Consider the following 15,881-nt stretch of genomic DNA (forward strand, 5'->3'; position numbering starts at 1 on the left):
CGGGATATCCATCACCTGCTCTTTCATGTTCATCTTGTGGACAACACGCTCTATGACCGGGATCAAGATGTGCATGCCGGGAGACAGCGTCCGCGTGTATCGTCCGAGGTTCTCGACGGTGAACGAGTAGCCCTGCGGTACGATCTTGACGGTCGACCAGAGCGCCCATACGGCGGCCGCAAGTAGAATAAAGCCGAAACCCTCGAAGCCGCCAAACCCCGGCATAGCGTTTCTCCCTCGCCAGCGAATCACTTTCAAATATGTGTATTCACGCAGCCGCTTTAAGTGGCGGAAACAAAGAATTCGTAAAGAAAGAGTAATTTCGCGGAATATGGCGGCATACAGGGAGAAATGGCGATACGAAATCGCCGCAAATAAAGATGAGGAAAGCGCCGCGAAGATTTTCGGGACTCAGACCCAGCCCATCAGCTCGCCACGGGCGATTGCCTCGATCACGTCGATTCCCTCCGGACTATCGTTGAGGGCCGGTAGATAGGCGAATTTTTCTCCTCCGTTGGACTCGAATATGTGACGGTTTTCGCGATCGAGTTCTTCGAGAGTTTCAAGGCAGTCGGCAGAAAATCCGGGGGCGACAAGCGCCACGCTTTTTGTGCCGCCACGCGCCAGACTTTCGACCGTCTTATCCGTATAAGGCTGCAGCCACGGCTCATTTCCAAAACGCGATTGGAATGTCGTCAGCCAGCGCTCCTGTGGAATAGCGAGTTTTTCCCGCAATAGGCGCGACGTTTTCTGGCATTGGCAGTGGTAGGGGTCGCCCTTCTGCAAATATTTTTGCGGCATTCCGTGGAACGTCGCGATTATTTTTTCCGGTTCGAAATCGAGTTTCGCAAGATGCTTTTGCATCGATCGCGCCAGGGCATCGATATAAACAGGATGATCGTGATAGCTGGGCGCGGCGCGAACGGTAGGCTGCCAACGCATTTTCATCAGAGTGCGAAACGCCTCGTCACAGGCGGTTGCGGTCGTTGCGCCTGCGTATTGCGGATAGAGCGGCAGCAGCAGGATGCGATCGCAGCCGCTTTCCTTGAGCGCCAGAATGCGGCTTTCCGTCGTCGGCGTCGCATAGCGCATCGCCCAATCGACGATGATGCGCGGCTCATCCTTTAGCCTGGCGGCAAGCTGCTCGGCCTGACCGCGCGTGATCGTCTTGAACGGACTTTCGTTCCTCTCGTTATTCCAGATCGTCGCGTAATCCTTGCCTTTGCGGCCTGGACGTATGGTCAGGATGATGAGGTTCAGGATCGGCCACCACTTCCATCGAGGTACTTCGATCACGCGCCTGTCGGAAAGGAACTCCTTGAGATAGCGACGCATCGACCAGTAGTCGGTGCCGCTCGGTGTGCCGAGATTGAGCAGCAGGACGCCGACGCGGCCGTGCGCGACCGGCGCGTGGCCGGCTGGCAGCGCGGCTGCTTCATTCGCAAATCGATTTGATTTCGGAACTTCGTTCATCCGCCCTCTCAAGCTACAAACGCTTCGCCGACACTAACGGATCAGGCGCGGCGTTGCGATGGGGCCGACACGGGAGCTTTCGCCGCAAGGCGGGGCTTTGTCGAAGCCGCTTCGGCAGCGGGTTGAATTTCGGGTTTGACCGGAACCTGCGGTTTTTGCGCTTCGGCGCGCGCGACCGGCAAGACATTCCGGCCCTGATCGACAGTCCGGCCAAAGCGCCAGTACGCGGCCATTCGCTTTGTGAACGCCGCAGGTGTCTCGGCGAAAAGGCGCTCGGCGCGGGGTTCGGCGTCGTTGCGCAACGCACGTTGGCGATGCAGACATAACGCGACGATCGCTTCCTTGTCCTCGGCGGATATGTCTTCGGCGCGGGTCGCGACATCGATCAGCATTGCCAGATCGTGATCGTCACCCAGCATCTGCGATAGTTCGCGAGCGGCGGTCACTCTGACGGCGAACTCATCAGGCCAGGCGCGGCCGAGCAGGCTCATCTGGCGCCAGTGCCACTGCACCGCCTTACGCATCGTATGGAAGCTCTCGTCGGAGGGCTCGCCGTAGGCATTTTTCATGGCGTTGCGGGCTCGCCGGTAACTCTTTTCCAGGCCGCCTTCGAGAGCGGCAAAGCCACGCTTGCGAAAACGCGCGTGAGCGAATTTCTTGGCTTCCCGAAGCAGCATCAGCCTCGCCTTCGCGGCGCAGTCGGCGTCGAGGGGCTTCGGTTCCTCTCCCACCACACCGACAAGGTGCGCCCGGAGGGGGGCGAGCGTCGCTGCCGCGTCCGAGTCTGACGTGAGTTTCGCGAGCGTTTCGAGCATCACCGCCTGATCGCGGCGAGCCGAAAGCAGCCGGGCAATTTCACTCAGTGCCCGTGCTCGCCGGCGCGCCTTCCGCTGTCCCAGCGCCGGTGTTGCCAAACGGACGAGCGCTCTCATGCGCTTCAAAGCCTTGCGGCACTCGTGCACGCCGGTGGGCAGAATGTTCGGAGCCGGCGGCGCAAGTTCCGTGAACGCGATGTCCAGCTGTTCGCGCGCAATGCGGCGAAAACCTTTTTCCACGGGCTCGTCGATCTTAAATCGATACGGCATGCTGCGGTGTCTTCGAAACGTGAGATAACGCGGCGATGTTTAATGCAAATCCGAGCCGCACGGGAGTGTTAAAAGCGGCCGATGCAGACCGGCATGGTTAAATAAGCGAAGATCGAGCTACAAATCTTCGGTTTGGCTGAGCCAAAGTGCAATACGCGCCTCGGGATCAGCGGCGGTCATAAAGTCCGTGATGACTGCAAGGCTGTCGGCACCTGCGGCCACGACGCCGGGTGCTCTTTCAGGTGTCAGACCGCCGATGGCTACCAACGGCAGCGGACCGATTTTTGCACGCCATTCTTTAATGCGATCAAGCCCTTGTGGTGCCCAAGGCATCGCTTTCAGCTTGGTTTCGTAGACCGGCCCAAGAGCGACGTATTCAGGTTCAACCGCGAGCGCCGCCGCGAGTTCCTGGTCGTCGTGGGTCGAAACGCCGATCCGGATACCGGCCCGCTTGATCGCCGTTAGGTCGGCGTGACGCAGGTCATCCTGGCCGAGATGTATAAAATCGGCGCCGGTTTCGATCGCCACGTCCCAATGGTCGTTGAGGATCAACTGGCAACCATGCGACCGAGTGAGGTTCAGCGCCTGCCGCGTCTGGTCGACGATATCGGTGCGCGTGCCGTCCTTGATCCTGAGCTGCACGAGCTTGACGCCAAGCGGCACGATGCGCGCAACCCAGCCGATGTCCGGAACGATCGGATAAAAGCGGGCGAGTTTGAATGCCGGTGAGCCCAAGCCAAACTCAATCGAGATCGAAGAACGGCGTGCCCGCAACGGGCGTCGATGGAACGGCCATGTCGCGCGTTGGCATCAGGCCGGCTTCGAAGCCAAGGCGCCCGGCCTTAATCGCCGAGGCAAACGCTTCGGCCATGCGCGCCGGGTCGGCCGCCTTCGCGACCGCCGTGTTGAGCAGTACCGCATCATAGCCAAGTTCCATCGCCAGCGCGGCATGCGAGGGCGCGCCGATGCCGGCATCGATGATCAGCATAACGTCCGGAAAATAAGCGCGAAGACTTGTCAGCGCCGCAACGTTCGCAAGACCCTGCCCGCTGCCGATCGGCGCGCCCCACGGCATGATGACCTCGCAACCGGCGCGCTGCAGGCGCTCGGCGACCGACAGATCTTCGGTTGCGTAAGGAAAGACTTTAAAGCCATCGCGCGCCAGCGCGCCGGCGGCTTCGACGAGACCGAAAACATCCGGCTGCAACGTGTCGTCGTTGCCGATGACTTCGAGCTTGATCCAATCGGTTCCGAAAAGTTCGCGCGCCATCTCCGCCGTAGTGATCGCCTCACGTGCCGTGCGGCATCCTGCCGTGTTCGGCAGCACGCGAACCTGAAGACCTTTGATGATCTCTAGAAATCGCTGCCCGAATTGGCCGCCCGCGGATTCGCGCCGCAGCGAGACCGTTACGACGTCCGCGCCAGAGGCCTTGACCGCGTCCGCCAGGATTGCCGGCGACGGATAGCCGGCCGTGCCCAGAAGCAGCCGCGATGCGACGGGCTCGCCGTAGAGCGAAAACGCCTTCTTGGAATGCAGGTTTTTATCTCGGATGTTCATTGGTATCTGGAAACTCGCTCAAGCCTACATTCAGCCGCCCTGGCGCGCGGAGACGATCTCGACGCGGTCGCCAGCGTTCAGCACCGTCGTAGCACGCCGCCGTTCCGGCACGAAATGGCCGTTGAGCGCCGTCGCAACCTTCGAGGCGGCAAGCTCCTGCTCGTCGACGAGCTCGGCAATCGTCCGGGCCGCGGTCCGTGCCTTCAGGCCATTGACGATCAGCTCGGTTTTAGGTTCGGGTTGTAGCATCTGCGGTGGCTCTGGCGGAAATGTCGGACCTAAGCATTTAATCGGCGTTTACTAGGGCGCCCCGCGATTCTTTACTGCAGACGCCGCCATTGGGTCAAAGGACCCCCAATCCGCCGCAATTGCCTAAGCTCACTTTCCGTCGTGCGCATTGAGGATCACTTCCTATGTTTTCGCAACTGATGTCGTCTCGCCGTTTCGCGCCGCTCTTCTGGAGCCAGCTGCTGGCGGCGCTGAACGACAACCTGCTGAAAAATGCTCTCGCCATGCTCGTCGTCTACCGGCTGGCAATGGAGAACGGCCCTGCCATCGGAACGCTGGCCGGCGCGGCGCTCATTCTGCCGTTCTTCTTGTTCTCCGCACTCGCCGGTCAGTATGCCGATAAGTTCGACAAAGCGAACGTTGCGACCCGCGTCCGGCTCATCGAAATTCCCGTGGCGTTGATGGCCGCGGCAGGCTTCCTGCTGCCGTCGCTGCCGATGCTGTTTGTGGCACTCGTTCTCTTCGGCACGCTCAGCGCCTTCTTCGGACCCGTGAAGTACGGCCTACTGCCGGCACAGCTCGAAACCCGGCAGCTTCCTGCCGGCAACGCGCTGATCGAAGGCGCGACGTTCATCGCGATACTGCTTGGCACGATCGGCGGCAATCTGGCATCAGGGAGCGAGCTGGAATTGCGACTCGTCGCCGGTGGCATCGTCGTGATCTCGGTGCTCGGCTGGCTCGCCGCGCGGATGATCCCGCCGTCGCCGTCGTCCGTTCCCAATCTCGTCGTCGACAAGAACATCGTCACCTCGACGACGACGCTGCTGAAGGATTTGCGCCTCGACAAGCGCATCTGGCAGGGCGCGCTCATCACGTCCTGGTTCTGGCTGGTTGGCGCCGTCGTGCTGGCGTTGCTGCAAAATCTTATTCCGCGTTCGATCAACGGCACACCGGCCGTCTACACACTGGCGCTATTCATATTCGCAGTCGCCGTCGCCCTCGGTTCGATTGCAGCGGCGCGTGCGAGCAAGAACCGTCCGAATCTGGCGCTGGTGCCGATCGGCGCCTTGCTGATGGGTCTTTTTCTTCTCGATCTGGCGTGGTTGTCGTCGACCCTAAAGCCAGCTGCTGTTCCGATCGGGCCAAGGGAAGTGCTGGCCTCGCTCAACGGCATTCACATGCTGACCGACCTCTTCGGCGTCGCCTTCGCGGGCGGCCTTTACATCGTTCCCTCATTCGCGGCGGTGCAAGTCTGGTCGCCGGTCGATCGCCGGTCGCGCGTCATCGCCGGCTGTAACGTGCTATCGGCGGCTTTCATGACACTATCGGGACTTGCGGTCGCCGCAATGCAGTACGCGCAGGTTCCGATATCGCTTCTCTATGCGGCGCTCGGCGCGGCGAACCTCATCGTTGTCGCACTCGTGCTGCGCGCCTGGGGGGCGGAGGGGGTCAAGGACGTCGCCGCATTCCTGTTCAAGACCTTCTTCGATCTTGAGGTCAGAGGTCTCGAAAATCTTCCGAAGCCCGGCGAGAAAGCCATCATCGCGCCCAATCACGTCAGCCTGCTCGACGCGGGACTGATGCACGCTTTGCTGCCGTCTCACGCGGCTTTTGCCGTCGATACGACGATGGCCAACACGTGGTGGGTGAAACCGTTTCTGAAATTGGCGAAATCGTTCGCAATCGATCCAACGCGCCCGCTCGGCATGCGCCACCTGATCCAGGCCGTGAAGGACGGCTCGTCGCTCGTCATCTTTCCGGAAGGCCGGCTGACCGTCACGGGCGGCCTGATGAAGGTTTACGACGGCACCGCGATGATTGCGGACAAAGCCGATGCGCCGGTCATTCCGGTGCGCATCGATGGGCTCGAACGTTCACGCTTTGGGTACCTTAACAAAAACCAAACCAAGAAAGTCTGGTTCCCGAAAACGACGGTGACCATTCTGCCGCCCGTGCATCTCAGCGTCGATCCCAACTTGCGCGGCAAAGTGCGCCGCCAAGCCGCGGGCGCGGCGCTGCAAGACGTGATGACCGATTCCGCCGTGCTGACGACGCCGATCGATCAGACGCTGTTCGATGCGCTCGTTCGGGCGCGGCAAACACGCGACACCGGAAAGCCTGCCGTCGAAGATCCGCTCGGCACCAAGCTCACCTACAAAAAGCTCGTCGTCGGGGCCCAGGTGCTCGGCGCCAAGCTCGCGCCGATGTTGCCGCCGGAAGGCGCAGCCGTTGGCGTGCTGCTGCCCAACGCTGCGGGTGTTGCGGTGACGTTCTTTGCACTGCAGACGATCGGCCGCGTGCCGGCCATGCTGAATTTCACGGCCGGTTCCGCCAACGTCATCGCCGCCTGCAAGGCGGCCAATGTTTCGACCGTTTTGACATCTCGCGTCTTCGTTGAAAAAGGACACTTCGAAGCTCTCGTGCAGGCGATCGAGGGCGTCGCCCGTGTCATCTATCTCGAAGATGTTCGTGCGACCGTGACCTTCTTTGACAAGCTCAAGGGGCTCCGCCAGGGCGGCACGGCGCAGGTCAAGCGCGACTTCAATGCGCCAGCTGCGATCCTGTTCACATCGGGATCAGAAGGCCTGCCGAAGGGCGTCGTTCTTTCACACCGCAATTTGCTCGCGAACTGCGCGCAAAGCCTGACGCGCGTTGCTTGCAATGGGTCCGATAAGGTTTTCAACGCGCTTCCAGTGTTTCATTCGTTCGGCCTGACGGCGGGGCTGCTGATGCCGCTGATCGCAGGCGTTCCGGTCTATCTTTATCCGACGCCGCTGCACTATCGCATCATTCCGGAACTCGTTTACGGCTCGAACGCGACGATACTTTTCGGCACCGACACATTCCTCGCGGGCTACGCACGCACAGCGCATCCTTACGATTTCGCGCGCGTACGGCTGGTGCTCGCCGGAGCCGAAGCGGTGAAAGGCCGGACGCGGCAACTTTATATGGATCGCTTCGGCGTGCGTATTCTCGAAGGCTACGGCGTCACCGAGACTGCTCCTGTGCTCGCCATCAATACGCCGCTCGCCAACAAGGCAGGCACGGTCGGGCGACTATCTCCGCTGATGGAAGCTCGCCTCGAGCCGGTGCCGGGCATCGACACAGGCGGCCGGCTCTATGTGCGCGGACCTAACGTCATGCTTGGCTATTATCGCGCAGATAATCCAGGTGTCCTCGAACCGCCCGTCGACGGCTGGCATGATACCGGCGACATCGTCGAAATCGATCCGCAGGGCTTCATTACGATCAAGGGACGCGCCAAGCGTTTTGCCAAGATCGCTGGCGAAATGGTTTCGCTTTCAGCGGTCGAGGCGCTGGCGGCCGAGCTTTGGCCGCAGCTCATCACGGTGGTGGTTGCCCTGCCAGATGCGCGCAAGGGTGAGCGGCTGGTGCTATTGACGACAGACGCCCATTGCACGCGCGAAGCCTTCATGCAATTTGCGCGGCGCAAAGGTGCGACCGAGCTGATGGTTCCCGCCGACGTTCTTGTCGTCAGCAAAATTCCACTGCTCGGCTCGGGCAAGCCGGACTACGTGGCGGCGCTCGAAATGGCAAAACAGGGTATGACGCACAAGGCCGCTGTCGCGTCAGGCGTGGCCGAACAGCGGGCTCTCGATACGGCCGTCTGACACATACGTGACGACCGCTTTCGCCAGCACCGGCGCCAGCAGAAAGCCGTGCCGGTAGGCGCCGTTAACGCGGATCATGCGTCCATCGTCCTCGACGATGATGCGCGGAACGTTGTCGGGAAATGACGGCCTGATGCCTGCACCGATGTCCAAGATCGACGCTTCGCCGAATGCCGGATGCAGTGCGTAGGCGGAACCCAGAAGATCGAGCGCCGACTTCAACGTGATCGGGCCATCGTCCTCGCGTTCGATGACGCTTGCACCAACGACGAAACGTCCTTCGCTATGCGGCACGACGTAGATTGGCTGACGCGGATGCAGCAGCCGTATCGGCCGCGACAGCGTGACATCGCGCGATTGAATTAAGATACGCTCGCCGCGAACGCCGCGAAGCGAAGGCAGGTTGGCCTTGGAACCGATGCCCCGGCAGTCGATCGTCACATCTTCGCCGCGCGGTTGCCAGGTCTGGCCGAGATCGACTTCGACGCCCAGCGCGCGAATTTCAGTCAGCAGCCAGTTCATCGCCTTGATGGCGTCGACGTGGGCTTCGCCGGAATAGTAGAGGCCTCGCTCGAAGCGTCCAGAGAGATCGGGCTCGAGCGCCGCAATGCGCGCCGCATCGGCAATTTCGTGCTGGTCGGTCATGCGCGCAAACCTTGCGAGGTCAGCCGCGTCTCGCGCCGGCGCCACGACAAGAGTTCCATTGGCAACCAAGCCCGGATACATGGCGCGCCACAATGCCAGACCTTCGTGGCCGAGATCGCGCACGATTGGCGGCGCGCCTTCCGCTTCGCACTCCGGCGCGATCATCGCCGCCGCCCAGCGGCTCGAGCTGCGCGCGAAGGGCTCGGTACTTTCCTCAACGAGTCGAACGCGATTTCCGGCGCGCGCCAGCACGTAAGCTTGCCAGAGGCCGAGAATACCGGCACCAACGACGACGATAGACTTCTTGCTCACGAAGCGGCCTCTGTCTGGTTGCGCGGTGCCTCTAATCTCAATCGAATCTCAATCGCCAACGGCGACACCCTCGCGGCGCGGGTCTGCCCCGCCTTCGAGATGGCCGTCGCGCCGTACGATGGTATTTATGCCCGACGTCATGACCTCACGGGTAACGGCATGGCCGTAGGAGGTCATTTCGAAGCCGAGCGACAGGGTGTCGGGAGAATATTCGATTTCGAAAGCGCCGCCTTCGCTGCCGAAGTTCGGTAGTGCCGCGGCTTTCTGAGCATCGAGCCTCCAGTCCAGCGTCGCGACCAGCGATTTGACGACGTAGAGGATGATTTGCGAGCCGCCCGGCGATCCGGTGACGATCTCGGGATTTCCCTGGCTATCAAGCACGATCGTCGGCGCCATCGAGCTGCGTGGCCGCTTGCCACCGGCGACGGCATTGGCGATTGCGGTGCCGTTCGCATCGACCGGCGCAAACGAAAAGTCGGTCAGCTCGTTGTTGAGGAGAAAGCCTGCCGCCCACAAATGCGAGCCAAACGCGCTCTCGATGGATGCGGTCATCGACACGACGTTGCCCTCGTCGTCGATGATTGACATGTGCGTTGTGCCCGGCACCTCGTTCGTGGCGTCTCTTCCGAACGTCTTCTTGGCAAGCCGAGGCGGCAGTCCCGGCTCGGGCTTCGGCATCGCCTTCGCTGGATCGATCAGCCGTCGTCGATCGGCGAGGTACCCATCATCGAGCAGGCCCGAAGGAACGGCGATCTGGTCGGGGTCGGCGATGTAGCGGTTGCGGTCGGCAAAGCTGAGCTTCTCAGCCTCGGCAATAATGTGCATCGCCGGCGGGGTCATCCGCGCTTGCGGGCCCTGGACTTGAGGAAACGGCTCGATCAGCTTCAACGTGGCGCCGATCGTGATGGCGCCTGACGATGGCGGGCCCATGCCGCAAATGTTGCGGGTACGATAGCTGACGCAAACGGGATCACGCTCCTTGGCGGCGTAAGCGGCGATGTCGGCGACCGTCATGTCACTCTGAGCGATCGGCGCTGCGCTGCCGGCTTCGACGATCGCGTTCGCAATCGTCCCGTCGTAGAAAGCGGCAGCACCCTTATCGGCGAGCGTTCTCAATGTTGCCGCGTACTCCGGATTTTTGAGCAGGCTACCGGCCATGCGCGGATTGCCGCTTCGATCAAAGAAATATGCCCGCGCCGCCGGGGCAAAATTCAGAGGCCGAGCCTTGCTCAAGAGAACGCTAAGGCGTGGCGAAACGGTAAATCCGTATTCGGCGAGCTTGATCGCAGGCTCGAACAACGCAGCCCACGGCAATTTGCCATATCTGTCATGCGCGGCCTGCAGCATCCGGACGAGGCCGGGCACGCCGACGCTCAAGCCAGAGTGTACGGCGTCCTCGAACGCCATCGGCGTGCCGTCTCGCAGGAAGCGATCGGGCTTTGCCGCCGCCGGTGCCGTTTCGCGGCCGTCGAAAGTTTTCACGGCGCGGGTTTTGGCGTCCCATAGGACGAGAAAGGCGCCGCCGCCGAGACCGGACGACTGCGGCTCGACCAAGCCAAGCACGAGTTCGGTCGCAATTGCCGCGTCGACGGCCGATCCGCCTTGCCGCAAAATTTCTCGTCCCGCTTCTGCCGCCTCGGACTCCGCAGCGACGACCATGTGACGCTGCGCAATGACGAGAGATTTACTCTCAACGCCTGAGGCAGCTTCGGGCGGCGGCCGGACTTCTTGCGCAACGACGGATGTCGCGAGCAACGAGAGAGTCAGGGTAAGAAAAAATCGCAGGCTCATCTGGGCTCCACAGGTACGGTTGCACATAACTATGATGGCTGGCGAAGCAAGATAACGTATCAGCGGCGCTTCAAAGCAACTAGGAGACATACATGCCTCAGTTCAAAAGCCGTTTCCGTATTGGCATAGGCGCAATCGCGCTCTTCGTGCTCGGTGCCGCGGCGGCATTTGCGCTCGCGCCGCCGCCGCGCTTCATGCCGCTGCTTTCGACGGGCAAGACAATAATGGACGAACCTATCGTCTATCCGACGGGCGCGCCGGCGAAGTTGACCACTGGAATCGTCACGATGGCACCGGGAACGGAAACGGGCTGGCACACGCACGGGGTTCCGCTCACCGGCCTGGTTCTTGAAGGCGAGCTGACGGTCGATTACGGCGACAAAGGCAAGCGCACGTACAAAGAGGGGCAATCGCTCGCCGAGGCGATCAATATTCCACACAACGGCAAGAATACCGGTAGCGGTATGATGCGATTGTTTGTGGTCTACATAGGCGCGGAAGGTTTGCCGACGTCCGTTGCGGTGAAACACTAAGCCAGCCTGACCGTCAGATTTTTCGATCCTTGCGGCCGGAACGATCGTTTGAGACCGCGGTTTTTTCGGCATGCTTCGATGTACCCGATGCGACGCGGTTTTTTTTGCTGCCCTGATGAGTACGGCTGTCGCACTCAGTGGCGCCCTGGCCCATCTCTTGGCGCTTCCGAACAAGATCGGCTTGGAGCGTGACGCTTACTTCACGGTCCAGGGCATCTATCGAGGCTGGGACCTATTCGGTTACGTGCTTGCGATCCAGCTCGTTTCAATCATCGCCGTCATCGTTTTCGCGCGCCATGATCGGCAGGTGCGTCTATTGGCGATTGCTGCATTGGTCAGCCTTGTTGCCGCGCAGGCCGTGTTCTGGACCTTCACCTATCCGGCAAATGTCGCGACGAACAATTGGACGGCCGTCCCGGACGACTGGGAAACGTTGCGTAGGAATTGGGAATATTCGCACGCAACGGGCGCGGTGTTCCAGCTCGTCGCAATGGCGACACTTGTCATGGCAGCTCTGATGCGTCGCTCTTCAGCACTGACCTGAGCAGGCGTGACGGTCGAAGCGGATTTGTCCGTGTCGAGCAATCTCGATTGCTACCAATTTGTATGAGAACAGTGGGCTGAATCACCCTCAATTGTGGCAATTCCAACACGTCTCATGACACCCTCGCGAGGTAGTGTGCCCCCCGCTACCCGACTCTCGATTGTTCAATGCTTGGGCTCTCGACTGTTTCCAGCCGGGGAGAAAGATCTCAGTTCCTAGGAGGGGCACATGCGTTCATTGAAACTTGGCTTGGTCGCCACGGCGGCTCTTATCTGTGCGTTTTCGGTGTCGGCTCAGGCCGGCGGCCACTGCGTTAGAGTAGGAGCGTTGGGCGACGGACTAACACACGATCTCGCGGTCATCATGTCGACGCACGGATTGACCAACATCATCGAAGGTAAAGGTCTTACTCCGAAGGGGCCGGTCCGCACGCACTGTGATGCGCCCGGAACCTTTGTGACCGAATGCCACTCGTCGCAGTTGGCGTGCAAATAATAACGCGATCTTGACTACGTAGAACGGCGTCATCGCGCGTGCGGTGACGCCGTTTTTGCGTTTGCGGACTAGTGGAAGTCACGTGACCTCGGAATGACGCGAATGTTGCGCGGATGATGCGGCTTCGGCTCGCGCGAAAAGCGCGGATGAATGTGCCTGTCGACGTCTCTGCTGGGATGCGCAGAACCGGGATCAGGGTGCAGCACTTCATCGGCATTTGCGAACGGCACTTTCATATCGGCCGCCCATTCGGAAAGACGTAGGAGCCAATCGCTTCTGTCTATGAGCTTCGCCGACACGATATGGATGATATCCTCGTGTCTCTGGATGCGGCCTTCGATCAAGATAAGCCGCGCCGTCATCACGACCTTGCGGAAGCGTTCGAGCGTTTTCGGCCAGACGACGGCGTTCGCGATGCCCGTCTCGTCCTCGATCGTCATGAACACGACGCCCTTGGCCGAGCCCGGCCGCTGCCGCACCAGAACGACACCGGCGACGGCGACGCGCGCCCCGTCTTTGACACTCCGCACATCTTCGCACGAGAGCACGCGCGCCTTGCGAAAGTCTTCACGTAAGAACACCATCGGATGGGCTTTGAGCGACAGCCTCAGCGTCTGGTAATCATTGACGACGTGCTCGGAGAGCGCCATCTCGGGCAGCCGCACGTCCGCTTCATCGCCTGTTTCGCGCGTCTTGCTCCAGGAAAAGAGTGGCAGCGGCGGCGCATTGGCAAGCGCCTTCACCTGCCACAGCGCCTGGCGCCGATCCAGCCCCAGTGAGCGAAACGCATCGGCGGCAGCGAGCTTTTCGAGCGTAGAGACGTTTACGCCGGCGCCGGTCGCGAGATTTTTGATTGGGCCGATCTTTTTTGCCTCTGCTTCCGTGAGTTCATCGATCTGACGCAACCCCAGCCGGAGCGCCGGAGCGCTTTCGCGTGATGCACCTTCTTTCGCTCTATCTTCCAACGTCGAATCCCATTCGGAAAAATTCACATCCACGCCGCGCACCTCGACGCCATGCTCGCGGGCATCGCGGACGATTTGCGCAGGCGCGTAGAATCCCATCGGCTGCGAATTCAACAGCGCAGCTGCGAACGCCGCCGGAAAGTGACACTTGATCCACGACGAGACGTAGACGAGATGCGCGAAGCTCGCCGCGTGGCTCTCAGGAAAACCGTACTCGCCGAAGCCCTTGATCTGAGAAAAGCAGCGCGCCGCGAATTCCGGATCATAGCCGCGCGCCACCATGCGCGAGACCATCTTCTCTTCGAGTAGCCCGATCGTGCCGACCCGCCGGAACGTTGCCATCGCCTTGCGAAGCTCATTCACCTCGCGATCCGAAAACTTCGCCGCCACCATCGCGATACGCATTGCCTGTTCCTGAAACAGCGGCACGCCTTTGGTCTTGCTGAGAATCTCTTTCAATTCATTCGCAGGTCCATGCTCAGGCGCGGGCGATGGATAGATTTCGGCCTCTATTCCATCGCGACGGCGAAGATAGGGGTGCACCATGTCGCCCTGGATAGGACCGGGGCGCACGATCGCGACCTCGATGACGAGATCATAAAAACATCGTGGTTTCAGGCGCGGCAGCATGTTCATCTGCGCCCGGCTTTCGACCTGGAACACGCCGATTGAATCGGCGCGGCACAACATGTCATAGGTGGGGCGGTCATCACGCGGCACTTTGGCGAGTGTCAGCGACAGACCATGATGCTTCTCGATAAGCTCGAACGCCTTGCGGATGCAGGTCAGCATGCCGAGGGCGAGCACGTCGATTTTCAGAAGTCCGAGCGCCGCGATATCATCCTTGTCCCACTCGATGAAGGTACGATCCGCCATCGCCGCGTTGCCGACCGGCACGACCTCGATCAGAGGTCCGCGCGTCAGCACGAAGCCACCGACATGCTGCGACAGGTGGCGCGGAAAGCCCATCAACTCTTGAGAAAGTTCGATGACGGCCGCGAGCGTCGGATCCGCTGGATCGAGGCCAGCTTCGCGGATGTGCCTTTCCGGAAGCTCGCCGCCCGAGTGTGTGCCCCACACCATGCCGGAAAGCGCCGTGACCGTATCTTCCGAAAGCCCGAATGCTTTGCCGACGTCACGCACGGCCGAACGCGCGCGGTATGAAATCACCGTCGCGGTGAGCCCGGCGCGATGGCGGCCGTAGCGCGCATAGATGTACTGGATGACCTCCTCGCGGCGCTCGTGCTCGAAATCGACGTCGATGTCGGGCGGTTCGCGGCGCGCTTCCGAGATGAAGCGCTCGAACAGCAGGTCGACCTCGGTCGGGTTCACCGCCGTGATATTGAGGCAATAACAGACGACGGAGTTCGCAGCCGAGCCACGCCCCTGGCACAGGATGCCGAGCGAGCGGGCATAGGCGACGATGTCGTGAACGGTCAGGAAGTACGGGGCGAATTCGAGATCGTTGATGAGGGCCAGCTCTTTTTCAATAGCCTCGCGGACTTTATCGGGGAGACCATCGGGGAAATGGCGGGCAGCGCCTTCCCAGGTCAGCGCTGCCAGATGCTGCTGCGGAGACTTGCCTGGTGGCACCGGCTCATCGGGGTATTCGTAGACGAGTTCATCGAGCGAGAAACGGCAGGCTTCGACGATCTCGAGTGTCCGCGCCAGTGCCGCTTCGTGACCCTTGAACAGGCGCGCCATCTCGGCCGGCGGTTTCAGGTGCCGCTCGGCGTTGGTTTCGAGCCGGAGCCCCGCCTGAGCGAGCGTCGTTTTTTCTCGAATGCACGTCATGACGTCCTGCAGGGGACGGCGGTCGGCTGAATGGTAGAGCACGTCATTCGTCGCAACGATCGACGTGCCGCATCGCTCGCCCAGGGCGGCCAGCGCCCCGATGCGTGTGCGATCATCGCCGCGATAGGTGTGCGACGCGGCGAGATAAAGCGGCGCATCGCCGAGCGCGGCTTTCATCCGGACGAGCGATGATTCCAGCTTCTCCCTCTCCGCGCGTGTGGGGAGAGGGTTGGGGTGAGGGGCCGAAACACATTCGACAACAAGCGGCCTCCCGTCGCCCTGGATAGTGCGACTGCGTGCTGACTCAAATTGCAGGATTTGCGCGCTTCGAGATTCGGACCGCGGGGATGTTCCAGATTGCACCTCATGCCAATCCCAATCGCCGGGCGGCAGCGCAATGAAGATTTGGCCTTCGGCGTGAGCGGCGACGTCGGCGAGACGTAAAATGCATTTGCCTTTATCCGCCCTGCCTTGGCCGAGCGAAAGCAAACGGCAGAGACGGCCATAGGCGGCGCGGTCCTTCGGATAGACGAGCAGGCTGGGTGCATCTTCGAGATCGAGGCGGGTACCGATCACGAGCCGAAGCCCCTCGTCTTTCTCGGTGCCCTTCGCAGCAACGTGAGCGCGCACGACGCCGGCAAGCGTGTTGTGGTCTGTCACCGCAATAGCCGACAGCCCAAGCACCTTCGCCTGCGCGACTAGGTCCTCGGCATGAGAGGCACCGCGCAGAAATGAAAAATTCGTCGTGACCTGAAGCTCGGCGTAGCCCGGCGACCGTCGCCTAGCTTGGTGGTTTCCGGCTTTCGGCATGATGCCTTTCATACTC

The 15,881-nt window shown here is 61.1% G+C and carries 13 protein-coding genes; 4 read left to right on the plus strand and 9 right to left on the minus strand.

The features are described from left to right. From VN623_RS12910 to thiS, 6 genes are all read right to left on the minus strand, one after another. Positions 1–225: SPFH domain-containing protein (locus VN623_RS12910; RefSeq protein ID WP_325571525.1), on the minus strand; the 225-nt coding region annotated here is incomplete at its 3' end. A 186-nt stretch (positions 226–411) separates the two neighbouring features. Continuing rightward, the gene (gene hemH, locus VN623_RS12915; RefSeq protein ID WP_325571527.1) at positions 412–1,473 is read right to left on the minus strand and encodes a ferrochelatase; all 1,062 of its coding nucleotides are present in this window, start codon (positions 1,471–1,473) and stop codon (positions 412–414) included. 41 nt (positions 1,474–1,514) lie between these two features. Next, positions 1,515–2,558, minus strand: a complete 1,044-nt coding sequence (locus VN623_RS12920) for a CHAD domain-containing protein (RefSeq protein WP_325571529.1) — start codon at positions 2,556–2,558, stop codon at positions 1,515–1,517. Positions 2,559–2,675: 117 nt separating this feature from the next. Then, positions 2,676–3,293 carry a thiamine phosphate synthase gene (locus VN623_RS12925; protein WP_325571531.1) on the minus strand — a complete coding sequence of 206 codons (618 nt, stop codon included), beginning with the start codon at positions 3,291–3,293 and terminating at the stop codon, positions 2,676–2,678. Positions 3,294–3,300: 7 nt separating this feature from the next. After that, a complete protein-coding gene (locus VN623_RS12930) occupies positions 3,301–4,116 on the minus strand; it encodes a thiazole synthase (protein WP_325571533.1) in 816 nt (271 codons plus the stop codon). Positions 4,117–4,146: 30 nt separating this feature from the next. Next, on the minus strand, positions 4,147–4,365 hold the full coding sequence (gene thiS / locus VN623_RS12935; protein ID WP_325571535.1) for a sulfur carrier protein ThiS: 219 nt from the start codon (positions 4,363–4,365) through the stop codon (positions 4,147–4,149). Positions 4,366–4,529: 164 nt separating this feature from the next. Between thiS and VN623_RS12940 the strand changes: the two genes are divergently transcribed. Further along, positions 4,530–7,976, plus strand: a complete 3,447-nt coding sequence (locus tag VN623_RS12940; RefSeq protein WP_325571537.1) for an acyl-[ACP]--phospholipid O-acyltransferase — start codon at positions 4,530–4,532, stop codon at positions 7,974–7,976. On the opposite strand, the gene VN623_RS12945 is transcribed toward VN623_RS12940, so the two are convergent. Continuing rightward, the gene (locus VN623_RS12945; protein WP_325571539.1) at positions 7,935–8,933 is read right to left on the minus strand and encodes an FAD-dependent oxidoreductase; all 999 of its coding nucleotides are present in this window, start codon (positions 8,931–8,933) and stop codon (positions 7,935–7,937) included. The genes VN623_RS12940 and VN623_RS12945 overlap by 42 nt on opposite strands. 48 nt (positions 8,934–8,981) lie before the next feature. Further along, positions 8,982–10,724 carry a gamma-glutamyltransferase gene (ggt, locus tag VN623_RS12950; protein ID WP_325571541.1) on the minus strand — a complete coding sequence of 581 codons (1,743 nt, stop codon included), beginning with the start codon at positions 10,722–10,724 and terminating at the stop codon, positions 8,982–8,984. 92 nt (positions 10,725–10,816) lie between these two features. On the opposite strand from ggt, the gene VN623_RS12955 reads away from it, so the two are divergent. From VN623_RS12955 to VN623_RS12965, 3 genes are all read left to right on the plus strand, one after another. Next, a complete protein-coding gene (locus VN623_RS12955) occupies positions 10,817–11,257 on the plus strand; it encodes a cupin domain-containing protein (RefSeq protein ID WP_325571543.1) in 441 nt (146 codons plus the stop codon). Positions 11,258–11,372: 115 nt separating this feature from the next. Then, positions 11,373–11,801: a DUF1772 domain-containing protein gene (locus VN623_RS12960; protein ID WP_325571545.1), complete on the plus strand. Its 429-nt coding sequence runs from the start codon at positions 11,373–11,375 to the stop codon at positions 11,799–11,801. 228 nt (positions 11,802–12,029) lie between these two features. Then, a complete protein-coding gene (locus VN623_RS12965; RefSeq protein ID WP_325571547.1) occupies positions 12,030–12,296 on the plus strand; it encodes a hypothetical protein in 267 nt (88 codons plus the stop codon). Positions 12,297–12,364: 68 nt separating this feature from the next. On the opposite strand, the gene VN623_RS12970 is transcribed toward VN623_RS12965, so the two are convergent. Then, the gene (locus VN623_RS12970; RefSeq protein ID WP_325571549.1) at positions 12,365–15,865 is read right to left on the minus strand and encodes an error-prone DNA polymerase; all 3,501 of its coding nucleotides are present in this window, start codon (positions 15,863–15,865) and stop codon (positions 12,365–12,367) included. Positions 15,866–15,881: the final 16 nt, after the last annotated feature.

Origin of the sequence: Hyphomicrobium sp. (genome assembly GCF_035572195.1) — a bacterium.
GTDB lineage: Bacteria > Pseudomonadota > Alphaproteobacteria > Rhizobiales > Hyphomicrobiaceae > Hyphomicrobium_B.

Excerpts from the sequence above, each read along its gene's own strand:
- VN623_RS12930 (WP_325571533.1), bottom strand. The coding sequence starts at position 4,116 with ATGAACATCCGAGATAAAAACCTGCATTCCAAGAAGGCGTTTTCGCTC.
- hemH (WP_325571527.1), bottom strand. The coding sequence starts at position 1,473 with ATGAACGAAGTTCCGAAATCAAATCGATTTGCGAATGAAGCAGCCGCG.
- VN623_RS12940 (WP_325571537.1), top strand. The coding sequence starts at position 4,530 with ATGTTTTCGCAACTGATGTCGTCTCGCCGTTTCGCGCCGCTCTTCTGG.
- VN623_RS12955 (WP_325571543.1), top strand. The coding sequence starts at position 10,817 with ATGCCTCAGTTCAAAAGCCGTTTCCGTATTGGCATAGGCGCAATCGCG.
- ggt (WP_325571541.1), bottom strand. The coding sequence starts at position 10,724 with ATGAGCCTGCGATTTTTTCTTACCCTGACTCTCTCGTTGCTCGCGACA.
- VN623_RS12965 (WP_325571547.1), top strand. The coding sequence starts at position 12,030 with ATGCGTTCATTGAAACTTGGCTTGGTCGCCACGGCGGCTCTTATCTGT.
- VN623_RS12960 (WP_325571545.1), top strand. The coding sequence starts at position 11,373 with ATGAGTACGGCTGTCGCACTCAGTGGCGCCCTGGCCCATCTCTTGGCG.
- thiS (WP_325571535.1), bottom strand. The coding sequence starts at position 4,365 with ATGCTACAACCCGAACCTAAAACCGAGCTGATCGTCAATGGCCTGAAG.
- VN623_RS12920 (WP_325571529.1), bottom strand. The coding sequence starts at position 2,558 with ATGCCGTATCGATTTAAGATCGACGAGCCCGTGGAAAAAGGTTTTCGC.
- VN623_RS12970 (WP_325571549.1), bottom strand. The coding sequence starts at position 15,865 with ATGCCGAAAGCCGGAAACCACCAAGCTAGGCGACGGTCGCCGGGCTAC.